Origin of the sequence: Catenulispora sp. MAP12-49 (assembly GCF_041262705.1) — a bacterium.
Lineage (GTDB): Bacteria > Actinomycetota > Actinomycetes > Streptomycetales > Catenulisporaceae > Catenulispora.
In genome coordinates, this window is record NZ_JBGCCP010000036.1 from 25739 (window position 1) to 44115 (window position 18377).

At 63.7% G+C, this 18377-nt stretch carries 14 protein-coding genes; 8 read left to right on the plus strand and 6 right to left on the minus strand.

Annotated elements, in window-relative coordinates; genetic code table 11:
* Positions 1–306 precede the first annotated feature (306 nt).
* Complete coding sequence (locus ABIA35_RS40135) at positions 307–843, minus strand: flavoprotein (protein ID WP_370361416.1); 537 nt, start codon at positions 841–843, stop codon at positions 307–309.
* Entirely contained in the window at positions 840–2048 is a 1209-nt protein-coding gene (locus ABIA35_RS40140; protein WP_370361417.1) for a helix-turn-helix domain-containing protein, read from the minus strand. The genes ABIA35_RS40135 and ABIA35_RS40140 overlap by 4 nt, the downstream gene beginning before the upstream one ends.
* A 242-nt stretch (positions 2049–2290) precedes the next feature.
* Between ABIA35_RS40140 and ABIA35_RS40145 the strand changes: the two genes are divergently transcribed.
* From ABIA35_RS40145 to ABIA35_RS40160, 4 genes are all read left to right on the plus strand, one after another.
* A complete protein-coding gene (locus tag ABIA35_RS40145; RefSeq protein ID WP_370347848.1) occupies positions 2291–2560 on the plus strand; it encodes a hypothetical protein in 270 nt (89 codons plus the stop codon).
* Between the two features lie 2 nt (positions 2561–2562).
* Positions 2563–3045 (plus strand): ATP-binding protein, encoded by a 483-nt coding sequence (locus tag ABIA35_RS40150; protein ID WP_370361418.1) that lies wholly within the window; start codon positions 2563–2565, stop codon positions 3043–3045.
* Positions 3045–3611 carry a helix-turn-helix domain-containing protein gene (locus ABIA35_RS40155; RefSeq protein WP_370347853.1) on the plus strand — a complete coding sequence of 189 codons (567 nt, stop codon included), beginning with the start codon at positions 3045–3047 and terminating at the stop codon, positions 3609–3611. The genes ABIA35_RS40150 and ABIA35_RS40155 overlap by 1 nt, the downstream gene beginning before the upstream one ends.
* A gap of 145 nt (positions 3612–3756) precedes the next feature.
* Positions 3757–4272, plus strand: coding sequence for a helix-turn-helix domain-containing protein (locus tag ABIA35_RS40160; protein ID WP_370347855.1), 516 nt, complete (start codon positions 3757–3759; stop codon positions 4270–4272).
* A gap of 130 nt (positions 4273–4402) precedes the next feature.
* Here the strand turns inward: ABIA35_RS40160 and ABIA35_RS40165 are convergent, their stop codons facing one another.
* The gene (locus tag ABIA35_RS40165; RefSeq protein WP_370361419.1) at positions 4403–5293 is read right to left on the minus strand and encodes a helix-turn-helix domain-containing protein; all 891 of its coding nucleotides are present in this window, start codon (positions 5291–5293) and stop codon (positions 4403–4405) included.
* Positions 5294–5522: 229 nt separating this feature from the next.
* Positions 5523–6077 carry a flavoprotein gene (locus tag ABIA35_RS40170; protein ID WP_370347859.1) on the minus strand — a complete coding sequence of 185 codons (555 nt, stop codon included), beginning with the start codon at positions 6075–6077 and terminating at the stop codon, positions 5523–5525.
* 196 nt (positions 6078–6273) lie between these two features.
* On the opposite strand from ABIA35_RS40170, the gene ABIA35_RS40175 reads away from it, so the two are divergent.
* The 4 genes from ABIA35_RS40175 to ABIA35_RS40190 all read left to right on the plus strand — a co-directional run bounded on the left by ABIA35_RS40175 (position 6274) and on the right by ABIA35_RS40190 (position 9132).
* Complete coding sequence (locus ABIA35_RS40175) at positions 6274–7419, plus strand: hypothetical protein (protein ID WP_370347861.1); 1146 nt, start codon at positions 6274–6276, stop codon at positions 7417–7419.
* Between the two features lie 430 nt (positions 7420–7849).
* Positions 7850–8155, plus strand: a complete 306-nt coding sequence (locus ABIA35_RS40180; RefSeq protein WP_370347863.1) for a hypothetical protein — start codon at positions 7850–7852, stop codon at positions 8153–8155.
* A gap of 3 nt (positions 8156–8158) precedes the next feature.
* Entirely contained in the window at positions 8159–8590 is a 432-nt protein-coding gene (locus tag ABIA35_RS40185) for an ATP-binding protein (RefSeq protein ID WP_370347865.1), read from the plus strand.
* A gap of 77 nt (positions 8591–8667) precedes the next feature.
* Positions 8668–9132, plus strand: a complete 465-nt coding sequence (locus ABIA35_RS40190; protein ID WP_370347867.1) for a helix-turn-helix transcriptional regulator — start codon at positions 8668–8670, stop codon at positions 9130–9132.
* 1195 nt (positions 9133–10327) lie between these two features.
* Here the strand turns inward: ABIA35_RS40190 and ABIA35_RS40195 are convergent.
* The gene (locus ABIA35_RS40195; RefSeq protein ID WP_370346045.1) at positions 10328–10822 is read right to left on the minus strand and encodes a hypothetical protein; all 495 of its coding nucleotides are present in this window, start codon (positions 10820–10822) and stop codon (positions 10328–10330) included.
* 25 nt (positions 10823–10847) lie between these two features.
* The gene (locus tag ABIA35_RS40200) at positions 10848–17906 is read right to left on the minus strand and encodes an RHS repeat-associated core domain-containing protein (protein WP_370361420.1); all 7059 of its coding nucleotides are present in this window, start codon (positions 17904–17906) and stop codon (positions 10848–10850) included.
* Positions 17907–18377 lie beyond the last annotated feature (471 nt).

Consider the following 18377-nt stretch of genomic DNA (forward strand, 5'->3'; position numbering starts at 1 on the left):
GGGGCTCGTGGCAACGTAGACACCACGCTGCGGTCCTGCACCGCAGCAGGACCGTGATCAAGGCGGCGACAATCGCCGTCTGAGCTGGCAGCCGCCCCACCAGAGGCCGGGAACACGATGGTCGGCCAGAGCTGCGACGACGCTCCTGCAGACCTGTCAAAGACCTCTACCTCGGTGTAAATGCGGCCCTCAGGCGTGTGCATCTTTGCCCTTGTGGGGTAACCGAGCTGCTCCAGCCCCTGCGCAGCGCGGACACCACACGTTCCCAAGAAGCGACACCCATGATCGCAGGCCTACGCCACTTACTTACGATGGTGTGTCCCCAACAGCATTCAACGCCAGCTCCCAAGGGAACGTCTCCAGCCGACCACCACCGGTCCCTGCCGGATGTGGCACGAACCCACCGTCGCCGACGAGCACCGTGACACCCTCCTCCCTCAGGGACTCCACCGATCGCTCGAACACCCGGTTCGCGGCGAGGGAGGCGTTGACGAAGGGCAGCACGGCGATCGGGATGCCGGATGGCGTCAACTCCGCCAGCAACCCCAGGGCGTGCGTATCGGCGATGCCCGCCGCCCACTTGTTGATCGTGTTGTAGGTCGCAGGCGCCACGATCACCGCGTCAGCCATCGGCAGCTTCCCGGGCTCTCCCGGTTGCCGGTATCGGGCTCGAATCGGGTGGCCTGTCAGCGCCTCCAAATTGGGCACGTCGAGGAAGTCCATCGCGCTCGGGGTCGGAGCCAGCCACACATCCCACCCGCCGGCTTGCGCCAGCGTCACCAGCCTGTCGACCATCGGCGCGGGACCTGCCGCGCACGGAATCACATAGAGGACTCGGGTCACGCTTGTACTCCAGCACGACGGGCGAGAGCACGCAGTTCGGCACTCGGGCTGCGGCTCGGGGCGTTGACCAGACTAGCGATCAGTGTCTTGCTCCCGGGGCGACACCTCGCCTCCTCTGGTGCGATCCGCTCGGCGGCCAAGAGCACAGCCTCGGCCTCGGCGTATCGGCCGAGTTGGTGGTGGGCCAACGCGAGATCGATGCTGAACGTCCCGCGTCGCTCGCGAGGCAACAGCGCCAAAGCGGCGCGGTCGATACCGTCTGCGTGCTGCACCGCCTCGCCTGGACGACCGAGACGGACCAGGGCCGACACCCAGTGCAGGTCGACATTGGTCGGCCCGAACGCTGTCTCCTTGTCGCTCGCGCCGGGCGCGAAGCGCCGCCGCGCGACTTCGCTCGCTTCATCGTGCATCGCCAACGCCGTGTGCACGTCGCCGTACTTCGCTGCTGCGATCTCTGCCGCAAGCAACACCATGCCGTACATCGCCGCAACTTCGAGAGTCGACGTGGCCACCTCTGGCTGCATCCGCGCAGCCATAGCCAACAGAGCGTCCAACGCGGCCTCGGTCCGCCCGAGGTTGGTCATCGCGCGCGACACCGAGCGAGTAGCGCGGGCAAGGGTGTACAGGTCGTCCGTGGCCTGGGCGGCGATCATCGCCCGGTCCGCGGCCAGCCACGCGGTCTGATCCGCCCCGAGTTTCAGCAAGGTCGAGCTCGCGATCCGGTACACCTTGACGAGTACCCGGATGGACTCGGCGCCTGGCTGTTCCTTCGCCGCACGTTGCGCCTCGATCAGCAGCTTGGGCAGGTCCCGGCCGATACTGGAGAACCGCGAGGCCAGGAAGGCTTCGTCGAGAAAGTTGACCCTCTTGGTGAGGTCAGCTGGCCGGGGATGCTCAAGAGCATCGACTGGTGCTCCGAGTATCACCTCGTAGTGCTCCAAGGCGCCGGTGATCGCGGCGATCTCTGCCGCGTCCGGGGCGCGGGTCGCCCGCTCGGCTTCCACCGGATCGGTGAGAGCTTGGACGGTCACCCCGAGTGCCTGTGCGACGCGCTCCAACAGCGGCAGGCGGGTGAGCTCACGCTGGCCGTTCTCGATGGCCTTGACCCAGGACGGCGACCGATCGACGCGGGAAGCGAATGTTGCCCGGTCGAGTCCGCGTCGTATGCGCCAGTACCTGACCCGCTCACCGGTGCGGTTGGTCATCGGGGTTCCCGTCACGCCAAGTAATGCTGCCGTGCATCCAGCGTATCAATGGACACATTTTGTAGCCGCCGGACCACCCGCGCCGTCCTAGCTTCAGGTCGAGCAGTCCTCTGATATGCAAAGGAGTGTCGCCGTGAGCGATCCCGTCCAAGAGCCCGGCTATGCACCCGGCGTCTCCCTCAGGAGACCCAAACTGTCAGTTCGGGTTGTACCTGCGGTTTGCGGTTTCGGGGTGTTGGCGGGTGCGGCATTCCAGCAGCTACCTTGCGGTGCTCGGCCTAGCCGCGACCCTGACCTTCGATGCCGGCGAGTACTTCCCGGCCGACCAGGAGACGCGCCGCGATCAGAGCGAGTGGCACGGCTATCACCGGGGCCTGCAGACCACGTTGGCCTGCCTGATCATGCACGAAACCGGCAGCAATCCACAGCGAGCGGCGTCGCAGGTTGCCGAGCACACCGAGACCCTCATCCGCTGCCGGTGGACCAGCCAACCTGGTCCGGGCGGTGAGTGAGCGTGGAGACCTGGTCAAGGAAGTTCATCGGCCGGCCCGAGTGCCTGGCAGACGTCCGCCGCTTCATCCTCGCCGTCTTAGGCGACTGCGACACCACGCACATCGTGACGCTGGTCGCCGACGAGTTGGCCGGCAACGCCATCAAGCACACAGCCAGCGGCGGACCCGGAGGGAAGTTCGTCCTGCGGCTGGCCCGGTTCAGCGACCGGTGCCGGGTGTGGGTCGATGACCAGGGCGGGCCCTCCACCCCCTCGGTCCGCACCGCGCAAGACGACGAAGAAGCCGGGCGCGGCCTGACCATCGTCACCATGCTCTCGGCCTGCTGGGGCGCGGCCGGCGACAAGCGTGGCCGCTCGGTGTGGGCCGAGATCACCTTTGACGAGGTCATGACGATACCCCGGCCCCCGGACCCGGTCGCTGGCCTCCCCCATGAGTTGAGCGCCATACGAAAGGTCGGCATGACGACGGACGGTTGGACGCGTTGATGGCGCTGCACGTTGATTACACGGCCGAGCGGGCCTTCACGCGGATCGTCGGCGGCCTGCGGTCCGCCCGCCTAGCCGCCGGGCTGTCCCAGAATGGGCTCGCTTGTGGCATGCCATTTCGGGGCCGGGCCATCTCCGAATGGGAGACCGGGGCCGTAGAGCCGACGCTGGGGCACTTGATCCAGTGGTCGCACGAGCTCGGCCGGCGGCTGGTGATCATCGGCCGGGACGGCGAACTGCGCATAGGCCCGGTGCGCCAGCGCCCCGGCGAGACCTTCGAGATCTTCGAGCGGCGACGGTTGGCGGTACCGCTGCGCAACCGCCGCCTGGCCTTGGGGATGGGACAGGGAGAACTCGGCGCCCTGGTGGGCGTCAGCCGGGACTCGATCCAGCGCTGGGAACTGGCCCGGGTACCCCCGCGGCCGATCGCGCACGTGGTGTGGGCGCAGAAACTCGGCTACTCGCTGGATCTCCTGGCCGTCCCCAACGGAGTCCGACGCGTCCGGCGCGCCGGCTTCGCACTACCCGGAGTGCTGGCGTCCACTATCAATCGTCCGGGCTCGTGAGTCTGATAGCTACAGATATTGCCCACATGACGGCGTCAAATGAGGACTCAGAACGGACATGGGTTCTAAGTGCTCTACGATGGTTCTACGCTAGTGGGATTTACGCGCCGCATGTGGAGGGCTCGGATGCGATCCGGCATTACCGATGGGGCTATTGGTGACGCTGAAAGTCAATAGAGCGGCGAACCACGTCCTCGTGCAGATCGTTGGCGAGCTAACGCTAGTCCGTCGAAGGGCCAGGATCTCTCAAGCTGCGTTGGCATCCCGAGTCGGGGTTCGTGGAAAAACGATCTCCGAGTGGGAGAACCTACGGCTGGGACCCACCTTGGTGAACCTGACGCGCTGGTCAGGTGGGCTTGATCGACGCCTAGTGATAGTCGGCCCGGATTACGAGGTGCTGTCGCCCGAACCTCCCTCGTTGCTGCCGAATGAATCAAGAGACGCTTTCGATCTGCGGCGACTCGCTGGGCCGTTGAAGAGTCGCCGCAAGGCTCTGGGGCTGAACCAAAAGGAGGTCGGCCGATTCGTAGGCGTCAGCGGGTCGGCGATCTCATATTGGGAGCTGACTCGCATTCCTCCGCGACCGATTGCGCAGATCGTCTGGGCGCAGAAGTTAGGATGCTCTGTTGCCTTGCGGCCCCAATGGTTTGGTACAGCGTGAGACGATCCGGCAAAATGCAGTGACTGAAGGCCTACTCACGATCCTTGCCCGGGATCAGCGGAACAACACTAGGCGAAGCCAGCCGCGAAGCCGCTTGACCCGCAACCAAGTTCGGTAGGGCGACGCTCTCCTACGCCAACGCAGGCGTCACGCAGTCGATCGACAGGCCTCGCAATGCAGCACGCGCCTTTGCGACACCACGGGCAAGCACCTGGTTCTCCGGTGAGCGCTGAGCCACAGCAGGCCCGTTCTCCCCGCAAGAATGGCACAGGCCAGCGGAAGGCACCGGAACCCCACACCCGTCACATTCCATGCGTGCTGGGGCTACGCATCGTTCAGGGGGCATCTTCGCGACCAAGCGCGTCTCGATGAACCGCGCCGGGTGGTACACCCCGCCTCGCGGCAAGCCAGAGGTCAGTGAACCGGCGATGTGCAGCTCCGAGGCACCGCGGCGCCGCCACTCGGTCACCAGGGGCGCGAGCCGGAGTACGTCGATCCATCCCAAAGCCAGCCGAGGCTCGGCTCGCAATGCGCGGGCGAGCAGCTCGGCGCTTGCCCTCGTCTCCTCGTCGCAGTCCCCTTCCCGCCCGGGATCCGCGTCATCCGGCGCCGACGCCGGGTGGGTGGGTTCTTCACCCCGTTCCTTCACGGGGTGATCGCCGTCTGGGCTGGCAACCGCCCCACCGAAGTCCGGGAACCCGACGTTCGGCCCGAGCTGCGACGACGCTCCCCCAGGCCTGTCGAAGACCTCTACGTCGGTGTAGATATGCCCCTCAGGTGTGCGCTTCTTGGTCCTCGCGAGATACCCGAGCTTCTCCAGCTCGCGCATGGCGGACGCCACACGTTCCCGCCCCTCCGGCGTCCGCTCCGCGAGCGTCCGGATGTCGTCGCGCTTACCGTCCGGCTGGGACAGCAGATAAGCGAGGATGCCGCGAGCACAGAAACTCAAGCGGCTATCTCTCAGAACTTCATTGCCCAAATTGGTGAAAAAACGTACGCGCGCGCTACGATGGATACGCATTCGGGAGCCCTAGCCTTACTCCTGGTGCCACGCCCCGGCGGTGTTCGTAGCACCGGCCGGGGTACTTGCTTCTCAGCTGCCGAAGATATACCCGCAGCAGCGCCTCACGTGCGGCATCCCACATCCCTACCAGGAAGCACGCTGAGATTTCACACGATCGCGTGAAGGCGCTTCAGGTCTGCCGGCGCACGCCGAACGGAACGCCGCGAAGGCGAGTCGAGACCAAGTGTCAGCGGCCCGCCAAGACCTCGTCCTTCGCGACCGCAAGCGCAGCATGCACTTGGGCCCAAGGGAAGGTTGCGGCCCCTGGCCGGCCCGAAGCAGGCAGCGGGAGCGCCGCACGATCAAGCACGAAGCGCACGCCGAATTCGGCAAGCAGCTCGACGCTGCGAGGAAAAGCCGGATGCTTGACAAGCTCCTGGTTCGGCCAAGGCGCCAAGATGACCGGCTTCCCCATGCCGATGGCCTCATTGATCAAGCCGAGCGCCAACGTGTCGGAGATGCCCCCGGCCACCTTGTTGACGGTGTTGAAGGTCGCCGGTGCGACCACGAAGGCATCCGCGTCCGGCAGTACGTCTGCCTCATTAGGATTCTTATAATCATCGCGGACGGGGTGCCCGGTCATCTCCCGCAGCCGGTCGGCGTCTAGAAACCGCATTCCCATCCGAGTCCCGACCACACAGACTTCCCATCCTTCACCCTGCGCATGTCTTACGAGATCCGGCATGGACTCCGACGGGTAGCCACCGCAGCCGATCGCGTAGAGAACGGGCTTTATGGGCAAGACAGCATCCTTCCAACCGCACGGCCGCAGAAAAACAGGGCACGAGGGTTCCGGAACGGCCGTCGCGCACCGTAGCATCGGTACCACTTTCCGTTAATCATGCCCCGGGTGGTGTCCGATGCCTTCGTCCGAAAAGCGTAGCGCCGACCCGCTCACGACTGGCGAACGTGTGGAGTGGCACCGGAGACGACGTGGTGTGAGCCGCAAGGCGCTTGCCGAGCTGGTCGGGCGATCCGAGGAATGGCTCCGACTTCTTGAGGTCGAGGGACGCGGCGCCGAGCGGCTCTCCAACTTGATCGCAATCGCTCGCGCCCTTGGCATGAGTGACGCCTCGATGCTCGTCGGATTCGACCTCCGCCCGCTGCGCACAACCGGGGTACCCGAGCATCCCGCAGTCCCCCAGGTACGCCTTACCCTGAGCCTCGCCCTCCTCGCGCCGGTCACCGACGGCCCGCAATGCACCGTGGACTCGCTCCAGGAACGGATTCACCACGCCTGGGCCGGATGGCGAGTATCGCGAGCGCAATACGCAGCTCTTGGCGCCGTGCTACCTGACCTGCTCACCGACGCGATCATGGCAGCCCGCTCGGCAACAGGTATTGAGCATCGAGAAATGCACAAGCTGCTCACGCACGTCTACCTACTGGCGCAACGATTCGCATTCTGTGCAGGCGCAGCCTCACTCGCGACACGATGCACAGATCGCGCGCTCTTGGCAGCCACCGAGGCCGACGAACCTGAGCTCGTGGCACTTGCCGGCTGGGCCTCCGCCATGACCTCGCTCGCCGCCGGCGAGCCGAGTGAGGCCGTGGAGATCGCCCTCTCCGCGAGGCAGCACATTGCCCGAGCAAGCAGCCCGCGCGAGGCTGCCCTGAGTGGCTCGCTGCTGCTCTTCGCCGCCATCGGCTCCGCACGCGCCTGTCAGACCGCCGATGCGTGGCGGCACTGGGACGAAGCAGCCATGATCGCTCAGCAGCAACAGGGCTACCAGCACCCTCATACACAGTTCAGCGCCGCGAACGTCGCGGTCTACGGTGTGGCCCTGGACGTCGAGACAGGTCACGCGAACGTGGCCACTGACAGAGCCGCGCGCCTCGACCCCAGCGAGATCCCGTCGACGAACCGCCGCGCCCAGCACTTCATCGACCTGGCGCGCAGCCACCAGCAAGCCGGCAACATCGCGCAGGTGCTTCCGGCGCTGCTCGCCTCCGTCGCAGAGTCCCGAGAGACCATCGTCTACTGCGCAGATGCCCGAGACCTGGTCCTGAACCTGGTCCGCGCGTGCAGGCCCGACCAGGCGCCACAGCTGGCCCAGCTGGCTCAAATGCTCGACATCGCATAGGCGAGCAGACCACCCAACACTTTGTTGGATCGACCGAGGTAGAGCGCTCTTACCGTCGACGTCGGGATGCGGCACACCACCAGCCGCGAATCCCAACGCTCGAAGAACGACGGAGGAGCGGATGCAAACGACGCTTCTGGCACTGACTCTCTGGTGCTACGGCTACTACCCGACACGGTCTGCCACCCGCGTACGCCGTCGAAGGTGTGGCTCGGCTGCGCCGCGCCGCTGCTGGCGGGGGCTCTCCTTGTCGGTCGCGCCGGCACGCAGTCCGCCAGTCAGACCCGCCACCGCGTCTCGGAACACCGGTGACGCCGGCCGGCCCCAACGCCGCCGCCAAGGCACGCTTCCGTGGCCCGCGGCCACGACCCCACGTTCTGGCGCCACCAACACATCAAGTCTCGGGCTTCGCGATCAAGGATGGGTGCACATGGCTAAGAGTACGAAGGACAGGATTCTCAAGAGAGTCCTCGAAGAAGGTCACACGGATAGCTACGGCACCTTGCTGTACACGGCGGCCGTCATGGGCTCCGACGCGATAGAGCTCGGTCCTGACAGCTCCGTTGAACTCACGACCTGGTCTGGGCACTTGGAAGGCTTGCGATCCGCGCTGCTGTGTCTGGCGATGTACGAACGGAAGTTCGGGCCGGAGAAGGCCGCCGAGGTTGTCAACAAGCACATCGAGGACGCCATCGACGACCTGGCGTCCGGTGGCGACGCGGCAAGCGTGGGGTGAATTGTGTTGTCCTGGTCTAGAGACTTCGAAGGGCTACCTGAGCACCTGACGGAAGTACGAGAGTTCACACGCCTCGTGGCCGGCGGCCGCGACGGCGCCGACCTGATCGAGATGGTCGCATCGGAATTGGCCGGCAACGCGATCCAACACAGCGGCAGCGGCGGCCCGGGCGGCAAGTTCACGCTGCAGGTCGTCGACTGCCAAGACCGGTGGCAGATCCGCGTGGTCGATGAAGGCGGGCCGATAGTGCCCCACGTCTGCGAGCTCGCGTCCATCGACACCATCGAAGAACTCGACAAGCTCGGCAACGAGGCCGAGGCCGGCCGCGGTCTGGCCATGGTCGCGGCGGTGTCGTCGGCCTGGGGTGTACTCGGTGATCAGACCGCGCGCATAGTGTGGGCCGAGATCATGACATCGGGTAGGGCGACGATTTGAGCACGGAAGGCTCGACGAAGATCCGTCGTATTCGCGCTAACGAACCTCGAGTTTCAAGGACGCTGCGCGTTGACTCTGTGGCGGAGCTCGCCCTCTCGCGGCTCTTCGGTGACCTGCGCTGTGCGCGACAGGAGGCCGGGCTTACCCAGAATGAGGTCGCGGTCGGACTGCCGTTCCGCGGTAGAGCGATCTCGGAGTGGGAGACCGGGGCTATGGAACCCACCTTGGAGCATATGTTCCAGTGGTCCCGCAGCCTCGGCCGCCGCCTAGTGATCGTCGGCCCTGACGGCGACGTACGGACGGGACCGGCCCGCCCCTGGCGCGGCGAGCCGTGGGAGGACTTCGAGCTACGGCGGCTGGCCGTTCCGTTGAAGAACCGCCGCTTGGCCCTCGGGCTGACACAAGACGGGCTCGGCTGGCATGTCGGCGTGAGCCGGGACTCCATCGGGCGTTGGGAGCTCGCTCGCGTGCGTCCACGGCCGATTGCGGTGATCGTTTGGGCGCAGAAGCTGGGGTGCTCCGTCGCTCTGCGATTGGCCTAAGGCCCCGGAAGCCAGCCGAGACCCGCCATGGGCGCCCACGGTCAAGCACAAAACGCCGTGCCTTCCCGGCTTAAATCTGCTTGCCGCTACCGGATACCGGGCCATGGGACCGGCGGAAATACCACCGAGGCCGAACGGGGAATACGCCAACCAACCATCACACTTCGACTGTCCGAAGACGACTAACAGACCCGAGGGATTCAGACGGGCCTAATTCAAGCCATCCAATCCAGCCAACCCCTTTAACGTGGCCCAGGTACGCCACCATGGTTGAATCTGCGGCGGCCACCTGCAACGTAATATCTCCATGACATGACGTCAAATGGCATGACATGAGAACCGTGTGGCGCCACGCCTGCAACCAGCGAATCATTCACGAAAATAGGATAATTCATTCGAAACCGCCGCCGCTCGCAAAAATCGACCTCCCCATTGACCCCAGTGTCAATGAAAGCTGATCAGACATAAGGAAAATTCGGAACGACTCGCTCGCGCATAATGGACAGCCTCGACAGCATGGAAGCACTGGGACGATGCCGCCGGGATCGCGCAGCAGTTGCGCCACCGCTACCAACACCCGAATACGCAAATTCAGCAGCGCGAACACCGCGGCCTACGGTGTAGCTATGGACGCTGAGACAGGTCACGCAAACGTAGCCACGAACAGAGCCGCCCGCCTCGACCCCAGCGAGAAGCCGTCAGCGAACCGCCACGCCTAGCACTTCATCGAACCCACACGCGGCCACCAACAGACCTGCAACGTCGCACAGGTGCCTCCGGCGTTGCCCGCTTCCGTCGCCGATTCCTCAAAGACCATCATCTACAGTCCAGACGGGCGGGCCTCGTTCTGGCTCTGGTCAGCGCGTGCAGCCCCGACCAAAAAACACAACTGACCCAGCTCGCTAAAATGCTCGAGACCGCCCAGGCGAGCAGAACGACCAACACATTGTTGGATCAGCCCAGATAGGACGCTCTTACCGTCGACATCCCCGTTGTCGGCAGACAGGTACTGGCTGACCGTCCGCCCTTACCTCGTCACCGCGATCAAGCACGGACCCACTGCCCTCGACGCCTTGCGTCGCGTCATGACGGCAAATCAGTATGCCGCCGATCGCCCTCATTGCCCGCAGCGACCAAGGTCCAACGATCCGACCACTGACGCTAGGACTGCCATCGTCCACCAGGTCGGCCTTAGTCACCATTCGCTTATGAAGCGGAATCCGGTACGATCCTCCCCCTCCCGGTATCCCATGAGTGAAATTGCCCTATCGGATGGATTCCGACTTGCAAACTCACGAATAAGCGCGAGACCCCGCGATGACACTGAGTCCAATAAATCCCCTACGACTTCAAGCGCGTCTACTCCTATCAACTCAGCAGCTCTGAACAACAAGCTGAGCGGAATAAGGAGTTCGCGATCGTCTTCAACACCTGCTGCAACCAGTATAGCGATGATCCCCTGCCTTAGCTGTCCGACGCTTGCGTTTCGCACGCTAAGGGATGCAGTGCGCGCCGCAAAAGCGGAAAGGACTCGAGCAGAGGTCCGGTTCAGGCCCGAATTAACCCTTTGAAAATCTTCGGCAGTTGAGATTTGCTCGACGATTGACGCAATCTCTCCGTCGCGCGGCCCCGGAATAGACCAAGAAGAGTAGCCGGATTCAGCGAGAGAATTCAATAGCTCTTCACTCATGACCCATCATCCTTACTTGATTGATCTACGGCGCTCCAGAAGCAGACCATCCCGGTGGCACCATATACTGATATGGATTAACGCTCGTCCCGACGAACGTATACCCCGCATCCATTAGCTGGCCGACTTCCAGGGCCGTGACGGTAACCCTTAAATCTTGCGCGTTCCAGAGGTTCTCATTTGTCAGGTTTGACGCATAAAACACAATCTGTTTCTTTGTAATTACACCTGCAATCCATTCTTTATTTGCCTCGATGTCCCACCCAGCTGGGAGCGCCAAGACTTCATGATCAGCCCAATCCTTTGCTATCTCCGTGTCATCTTGCGCACCAAGCACTGCATACTTCGCGACGACCTTCGATGGCAAGATCTCGCATGCGTCGTTATGTACGAGTATTGCAGCGTCACCCGCGACCACATAATACGTGTGGAGGTCCTTGATCGTCAGGTCGTACGTAACCATCGATGACGTGTAGTTGCGTACGGACGAAACGATCACCACCGCCGAGCCGTCGGACTGGAGGCGGTCACCCGGCTTCAGCTGGGACGCATCGGTGAACCTGCCGGTGGTGAGGTCGTAGTACGGGTGGTTCTGAGTTCCCGTGATCACCTTCAGACCGGTGGGCGTGCTGACCGTTAGATCCGTGAAGTTCCTGTCAGTGAGCGTTTTATGGATCTCACTCACCCGGTGGTCTTCGGTTCCGCCGCCCGGCTGTGCATTCTCTATCTCATCGCCGACCTTCACCTCGCTGATCAGCTCGGTGGTGCCGTCGGCCATCTTGACACGGGTATCGCCGGCGAACGAGTGGCTGTGGCCACAGAGAGTACCAAGTCGTGAGGGTGCACTGTCGAAGCCGCCGGAAGGGTCAGTTCCCTGCCCTTCATTACCTGGCCGTGGGCATATAGAGAACGCGCACCCCACCGCATCCGCTGCGCCTATTGCCGCCCCGGTACATGCCGTTGTGGCGGCACCAAGTGAGAAACCTTCGCATTCGCTTACCATTGCCGCAATGCTTGCGGCAACGATCACCCCCACGATTGCCGTTGCCGCGACAATGGACCAGTCCGTGCCCTTGTCAAGCTTGGGCATGACGACACCGGGAGGCGGTGGAATGCTCGTCGGATCGGAACTATTCCAAACTTGATTCCAGTAATTACCAGCTTGACCGGTGTACTGTGCTCGCGCGGCGATGCCAGCTAGACATTTCTGATCGCAAGTAGAAACGGCCGCAGGCGGAGGAGGGGTCGACGACGGCCAAGGGGTGCTTCTCGGTGGCGGAGGGGCTGCGTTGCCATCATCGTCGAGCGCTTTAAGGCCGCTGGGGTCGCTGCCGTTGACTGGATCGTCGGAAGAGTATGCGTATCCGCCTATTGCCTGCGGGTTAGCTGGCTGAAAGACCGGATCTGCGGAGATGAACCTCCCGCTAGTTGGGTCGTATTTCCGCGCCCCGACATCCACAAGGCCGGTAGACGTATCGCTCGTTTTTCCGAGGAAGGTGTGGTCGTCGGGGAAGATGCCGAAGGTTGTGGCAGCAGCTTGACCGCGTGGTGTGCCGTAGGGGGTTGTGTAGCGGCGGGCGGTGATGTGGTTGGTGGTGGCATCAAGCGTGGTGCCGCCGGTACCCTGGCTGTTGCCTATCTCGTAGGTAAGTGCACCGCTGGAGCTGGCGATGATTTCCGGCGCGCCGGGGTAGCTGTAGTAGCGGTTCGCGGTGACGGTGTTGCCGGCGGCGTTGAGGTGTAGTTCGGTGGCCCCGAGATAGAGGGTGGTGCCGGCGTTGGCTCCGCCCGAGTCGCGGCGGATGAGTTCGTCGCCTGAGGCGTCGTAGAGATAGTTCGTAGTCGTCTGTGGGGTGTTCGTCGCCGGGTTGGCCGCGGCAGCGTCTGTTTGCAGGCGGCCTTCGGCGTCCCATTGCAGGGTCTCGGCGCCCGCGTTGACAGGGTTGCGGCTGATCGTGTTGCCGGCGTTGTCGTACTTGTACTGGCTGGTGCCGGTGGCACCGCCGGACTGGGTGACCTGGGACAGCAGGTGAGGCCCGGTGCCTGGGGTCGAGGTGGTGTTACTGGTCCCGGCGGTCGGGTAGCTGCTAGTGCTGGTGGTGTCTGTGCCGCCGGCAGTGGTGGCGTGGTCTATCAGGGTGGAGCGGTTGCCGGTTTGGGATCCGTTGCCCAGACCCGCGGCGCCGGTGTTGTCGAATCCATAGGTTTGCCAGTACGGGGCCGGGCCACCGAGTGCGCTGGTGGTGCCGGTGGCTGGCGGGTTGTTGCTGGTGGAGTCTGCGCAGGATCCGAGGCCTCCATTGACAGCGCTTGGGCTGTTCAGGTTGGTGGTGGCCGCAGGAGTCTGGTCGCCGGAGTCGGCCCATGCGTTGGTGAGGCGTCCGGCGTAGTCGTAGGTGTAGCACTGAATGTCCCGGGCTGCAGGGCCTGGGTCGTAACCAGAGGATGACTGGTTCTGCAGATCGGCCACCGAGGTGATCTGGCCCGCGGCGTCGTAGGTGTAGGAGACGTCATCGACGCTGTAGGCGTTCACTGTCGTCGGGTTGGCAGCGTTCTGGCCAGCGCTGGCGTCAGTAAAGCTGTTTGTGATGCGGTTGGTGGCTGGGTCGTACAGGTTTTGCTGGACGATCTGGTAGGGGTAGTCGCCCAGGGTGCGTGTTAGCAGGTTGCCGTTGGTGTCATAGACGGTGTTCCAGATGTAGTCATAGTTGCCAGCGGTGGACAGCAGCAGGCCGTTGGCGTTGTAAGAGTTGTAGACGTCGTCTGATGGCAAGCCACCCACGGCGGGCAGTTCAGTGTGGTAGAGCTGTCCGGTGATCGGGGTGTAGTAGTCGTTGGTTTGGTAGGTCCCGGCTAGAGCCCCGTTGTTATCGGCGTTTGGGATGGTCATGATCGCGCCGAGAGGTTCCCCGGCCGTGTTATAGCCAGTAACGGCTTGCTTGTAGGGGGTGGTGCCGCTGTCGGTGTAGCGGGTGGAGTCCACTGGCATGCCCAGGTTCGTGTGGCCATCCGAGCTGCTGGCGCTGTCGAATGTCCACTGGGCCATCAGGGCAGCGCTAGCTGGCGTACCACCCGCAACATAAGCCGCGTTGTACTCGGCGTACTTGCGGTTCAGCGTGTCGTAGTAGAAGGACAGGGTCTGACCGTCAGCGTTGGTGCTTTGGATCAGGTTTCCGTTGTTGTCGTCTTGTGTGCTGCTCGTGCCGGCATTCGGATCGACGGCAGTAGTCGAATGGCCCAGTAGGTCATTCGTGGTGGTGGTCCAGGTGTTTCTTCCGGTGGCGTCGGTGACAGTGGACTGCGTACCGTTTGTTACGTAGGAGAAGCCGTAGCTCGTCACATCCGCGTCACGCGCGTTTCCGTCAGGGGACGGCGGGTTGTTGTGGTAAGTCCACAGTGCCGTCGTGCGCCCTCGCACATCAGTGAACGTTGAGGTGGCACCGGCGGATGCGACACCGTTTCCGGCCGGGGCCGTGACATCGGTGCGGTCCAACCCTGGGTAGGCGGTAGTGGTGACGTCTCCGGCTACCGCGGTGGCACCGTTGTAGACGGTTGCTGTTAGGGGTCTGGACATGCCGTCGTAGCTGGTGACGGTGCTCGAGGCCAGTTGCGAGTCCAGCAAAGATTGTGGGGCGCCGCCGGGAGCAGTGGTCACGTGTACGGAGGTGTAGGTCTGGATGGCCCGGCCGAGGCTGTCATACACGCTGCCGGAGACCTCGGCGCCTGTCGCATCGTTCGGTGGAGTGGACTGGGTCTGAACAGTCTCGCCGAACCCGTCCAGCACGGCGAAGGACACGCCGTATGAGCCGGTCTCACGCAGAGTGGAGGTCTGCACGAAGGCGTTGGGTGCTGGAGTGCCGGTGCCGCCGGTCACCGGAGGCGTACCGGTAGCGCCCGGGTGAGGGCCGGGTCCCGGAACTGTGTAGGCGTAAGTGATGTTCGGGGAGGACAGGTTCGACGCTCGGGGGCGCGTTGGCTCCCAAACCTGCGTCAGCCGCCCGAGCCCGTCGTACCATTGCGTGGTGACGCGACCGTTGACATCAGTGGAGGTTTCCGGCACGCCGCGGGCCTGGTCCACCGTGGCGGTACTGGTCCAGAGTTTCGGGTTCTTTGTGACGATCGAAGTCGGCAGGTACCCGTTCGGCGGGTTGTAGGTCGTGTTGGTGGTGTTGCCGTTGGCGTCTGTCGCCGAACGGATGCGGCCATACTGGTCGTAGCCGGTCGAGGCCGCGGTGATTGGAGCGGCGCCGAACGTAGGTGTCTTTTGCACCGTAGTTGGATTGCCTGCACTGACACTGGGATACGGCAGATTGTCGTACAGGGTGGTGCTGGCTGACACCAGGGTGGGGGTCGATAGCGTCGGGGTCGTAGGGGTACACGTCGAACCAGATGGCACAGATGAGGTAATCACCTGGTCGGGATAAGCCGTCCACTCCAGCCCGGCCACGCCAGCGGCGGTATTGCCCGCGTAGCTGGTGGATGTGCACAGTTCCTGGACCGTACCGTCGCCCTTATCGTCGGTGAGGATCAGACGTCCGTTTCCGCCGATACCGCCGTCGCCGGAAAAGGTAGGCAGAGTGCTGTCATAGGTGTAGTCGATCTCCGAGCGCCGCGGCGTCGAACCCGTGCTTACCTGCTGGTAGGTAACCTTTCTGGCGATCTCAGAAAGGTGGGCACGCTGCACTGGCAACCCAGGAGCACGCGCATGGGCAGCGGTGACGATTGAGTTCGGGTCCACGGGCACAGACACCACATCGGCTACGACGGTATTGGAGGAGTCCGAGGCGAAGGTCTGAACGTCCACGGCTTGGCCGGCCAGGGCGTTGTCGTCACGCAAGCCGGGATCGCCTGCATTGAATACGTCACCGTGGTTGTCGTTGACCCATACGTCTTTGTGGGAGTCCTGGTCCGGATAGGTCGCGGCCCCGTCCTGGTCCATACCCTGGAAGTAGGTGGTGAGGGTCTTCCCGTCGGTACCCGGTGCACCCCCGACGATCGTCTGGATCTGTTTAAAGCCGCGGTATTGGTCAAAAGTACGGTAGGCCGCAGGAGCCTGTTCAGAGTCGTTGGTGTGCCAGGCCGGGGTGCCGACGTAGGTGTAGTTGGTGCTACGCCCAGGGGCCAGTTGCGTGTCGTCGTTCACCGAAACCGTGGTGACGACGTACTTGTTGAACCAATCCAGCGTCGGCGTGTTTCCCGAACCAGGAACCGTCCAGTATTCCGGATAGCACAGCGTGTCGTTTGCCGTGATCGTTGGCGCTGCGGTCGTAGAGCACGCAAGACTGTTGCCGTTGCCTAGGGCATAGGAGACATCGATCTCCGCGCCTGTAATGGTGGTGATTGCGTCCAGGCGCAGCCGGTTGTACGCCGACACCGCGTACGTGCCCGCCGCGGTTACCGTGTTGGCGCGGTTTGGCAGGTAGCCGCCATGCGTATAGACCTCAGGTTCAGGAGTAGCGGTGGTAGAGCCGTCAGCGTTCACCAAGTAGCCGGTGTGTTGGATGCCGGCCAGCCAAAGCGTCGGAGCGTTACCTGCGGTGGAAGGATCCGGGACAGTGTTGAACTGCTGCGGCAACGAGTACTGGTCCACTGTCCGGTAAGCAGTGCCGGTCCACACGTTGGTGGTGATCTGCGACAGCCGTTCGGAAATGAAGAACGACGGCGTATAGTCCGTGCACGCCGCGTCGCCAACGTTTCCGGTAGTGGTGCCCGCTGAGGTACATGCCTGATCGAACGGGGTGTCCACGTATGCTGAGTGGTCGGCCGCGTTCAGACCGGTCGAGGCTCTGCCACTGGATATGGTCACTGGGCCCGTCGGGCAGGTCGACGCGTAACCGGCCTGTCCACGGTCAGAAATGCATCGGTCAGCGGGGGTGAACACCACCGTCGTCGCAGGGTGGACTGCGCCTCCAGCAGCGTCAGAAACTTGCCAGCCGTAGTCGATTTCCGACAAGAATCCGCCGCGCTGGTACTCCGTTGGAGCGCTATTCGGTCCGCGCAGGTAGTAGTTCTCCTCCCGCGCGTATGTATAGCGGGTCAGGTTTTGGTTTGGGTCGACGACGAAGTCCAGATTCCACTGCCACGCGGCTCGGCAGTTGGAGGCCATCGCAGTAGACGGGTCCGTGCAGGCACTGTTCGGGCTGCCGGTACCGAAGACCGGAACTCCCCATGCCGAATACGTTGGCGTGTCTTTGCCCGTACCACCGGGCAGCTGCACCGCCCCGAAGTAGTACTGTGTCCCGTCCGTGGTGGTAATCAGCCAATATTGGTCCTGATCACCAGAGTCGCCATTCGCTGCTCCGGTCAGCAACTGCACACGCGCCCCGGAGTCGCCCTGCACTCGCCATGTGCCCGAGGCGTCGTCCTTCACCAGCGCCCCGGACAGGCCAGGCATCTGCAAAGTGATTCCGGGGGTTCCCCAGCACTCGTCGCCGGTGTACCCGGTTTGGGTGCAAGGCTGGAACGTGCGGGTGATCGAGCCCGGGTTGTAGTCCCAGCCGTCCCCCACCCATGAACCTTGGGCGTTGGACACCGACGTGCGCCCGTCGACGTCTCCGGAGTCGTAGGACAGACCCACGCTGGGAGCCGAACCTCCCAGGGCCGGCGGCACCGTGATCGGATAGGTGTAGGTGAACGACCCGGAGTTTCCGCCCTCAGTCCACGTGTCTGAGGGCTTTAGCGGCGTCGCCGAGTAGCTGCCGTTCATCCCGGTGGTGCTGGAGGTAGCCGCCAGAACCATCGTCGGCGCCGCATTCAATGCGGTATTGCCGGCCGGTGCGGCTGGGACGCCTGGGACCGTGATCGTCGCAGTAAGTTTGTGGCCAACGCGGTCGTTGGTGAATGCCACCGGGCTCTGCTTGCGGCAAGAGGGCACCGTCGGGGTCGTCAGCGAACACGGTGGCAGCGCTATCAAGGTCATTCGGTCGGCGAAGTTCCCGCCAAACGCATCCATGAAGCTTGAGTAGTCCACCGCGACCGTGGCCTTGGTGGAGGCGGCGCCACCGTCGGCCCGAGCTACCGACAACACCATCGCTGAGGCTCCGGCCGCCTGGGACGCGGCGTGAGAAGCAACCGTCACCGCCACCTTTGCAGGCGCAGTCGGAGTGGTTGCAGTACTCGAGGTAGAGCCGGCTCTTGCCATGCCAGCGGTCGCGGGACCGATACTGACCGGCGTACCGGCGAGGGCGGTCAAGCCATCAGTTGCCGCACGATCAGTCTCGACCAGATTTCCGGCGCTATTCGAGGTCCCTAACACCGTATCCACGGTGGTAGCCGACGGCCAGGTCGTAGCTCCCGGAACGAAGCCCGGCATCTTCTGGGGAACGGCCAGCTTCCGGACCTTGCCAGGCTGCGGAGTGACCGCTGGTTGCGTCACCACCGGTCGTGGCTGCCAAGTCTTTCCTTTGTGCGCCCGAGGTGCAGCGTCGGCGTTCTGCTCGGCGGGACCAGTTAGAGCTCCGAGGGTCATCGCGCCCACGGCCACCCAAGCGACGGCAGCCCACGCACGGTGCGCACGACGGACCTTGTCCTGTGTGGCAGACGACCGCCAAGCCCT

Excerpts from the sequence above, each read along its gene's own strand:
- ABIA35_RS40160 (WP_370347855.1), top strand. The coding sequence starts at position 3,757 with ATGGGGCTATTGGTGACGCTGAAAGTCAATAGAGCGGCGAACCACGTC.
- ABIA35_RS40155 (WP_370347853.1), top strand. The coding sequence starts at position 3,045 with ATGGCGCTGCACGTTGATTACACGGCCGAGCGGGCCTTCACGCGGATC.
- ABIA35_RS40180 (WP_370347863.1), top strand. The coding sequence starts at position 7,850 with ATGGCTAAGAGTACGAAGGACAGGATTCTCAAGAGAGTCCTCGAAGAA.
- ABIA35_RS40165 (WP_370361419.1), bottom strand. The coding sequence starts at position 5,293 with ATGCGTATCCATCGTAGCGCGCGCGTACGTTTTTTCACCAATTTGGGC.
- ABIA35_RS40195 (WP_370346045.1), bottom strand. The coding sequence starts at position 10,822 with ATGAGTGAAGAGCTATTGAATTCTCTCGCTGAATCCGGCTACTCTTCT.
- ABIA35_RS40140 (WP_370361417.1), bottom strand. The coding sequence starts at position 2,048 with ATGACCAACCGCACCGGTGAGCGGGTCAGGTACTGGCGCATACGACGC.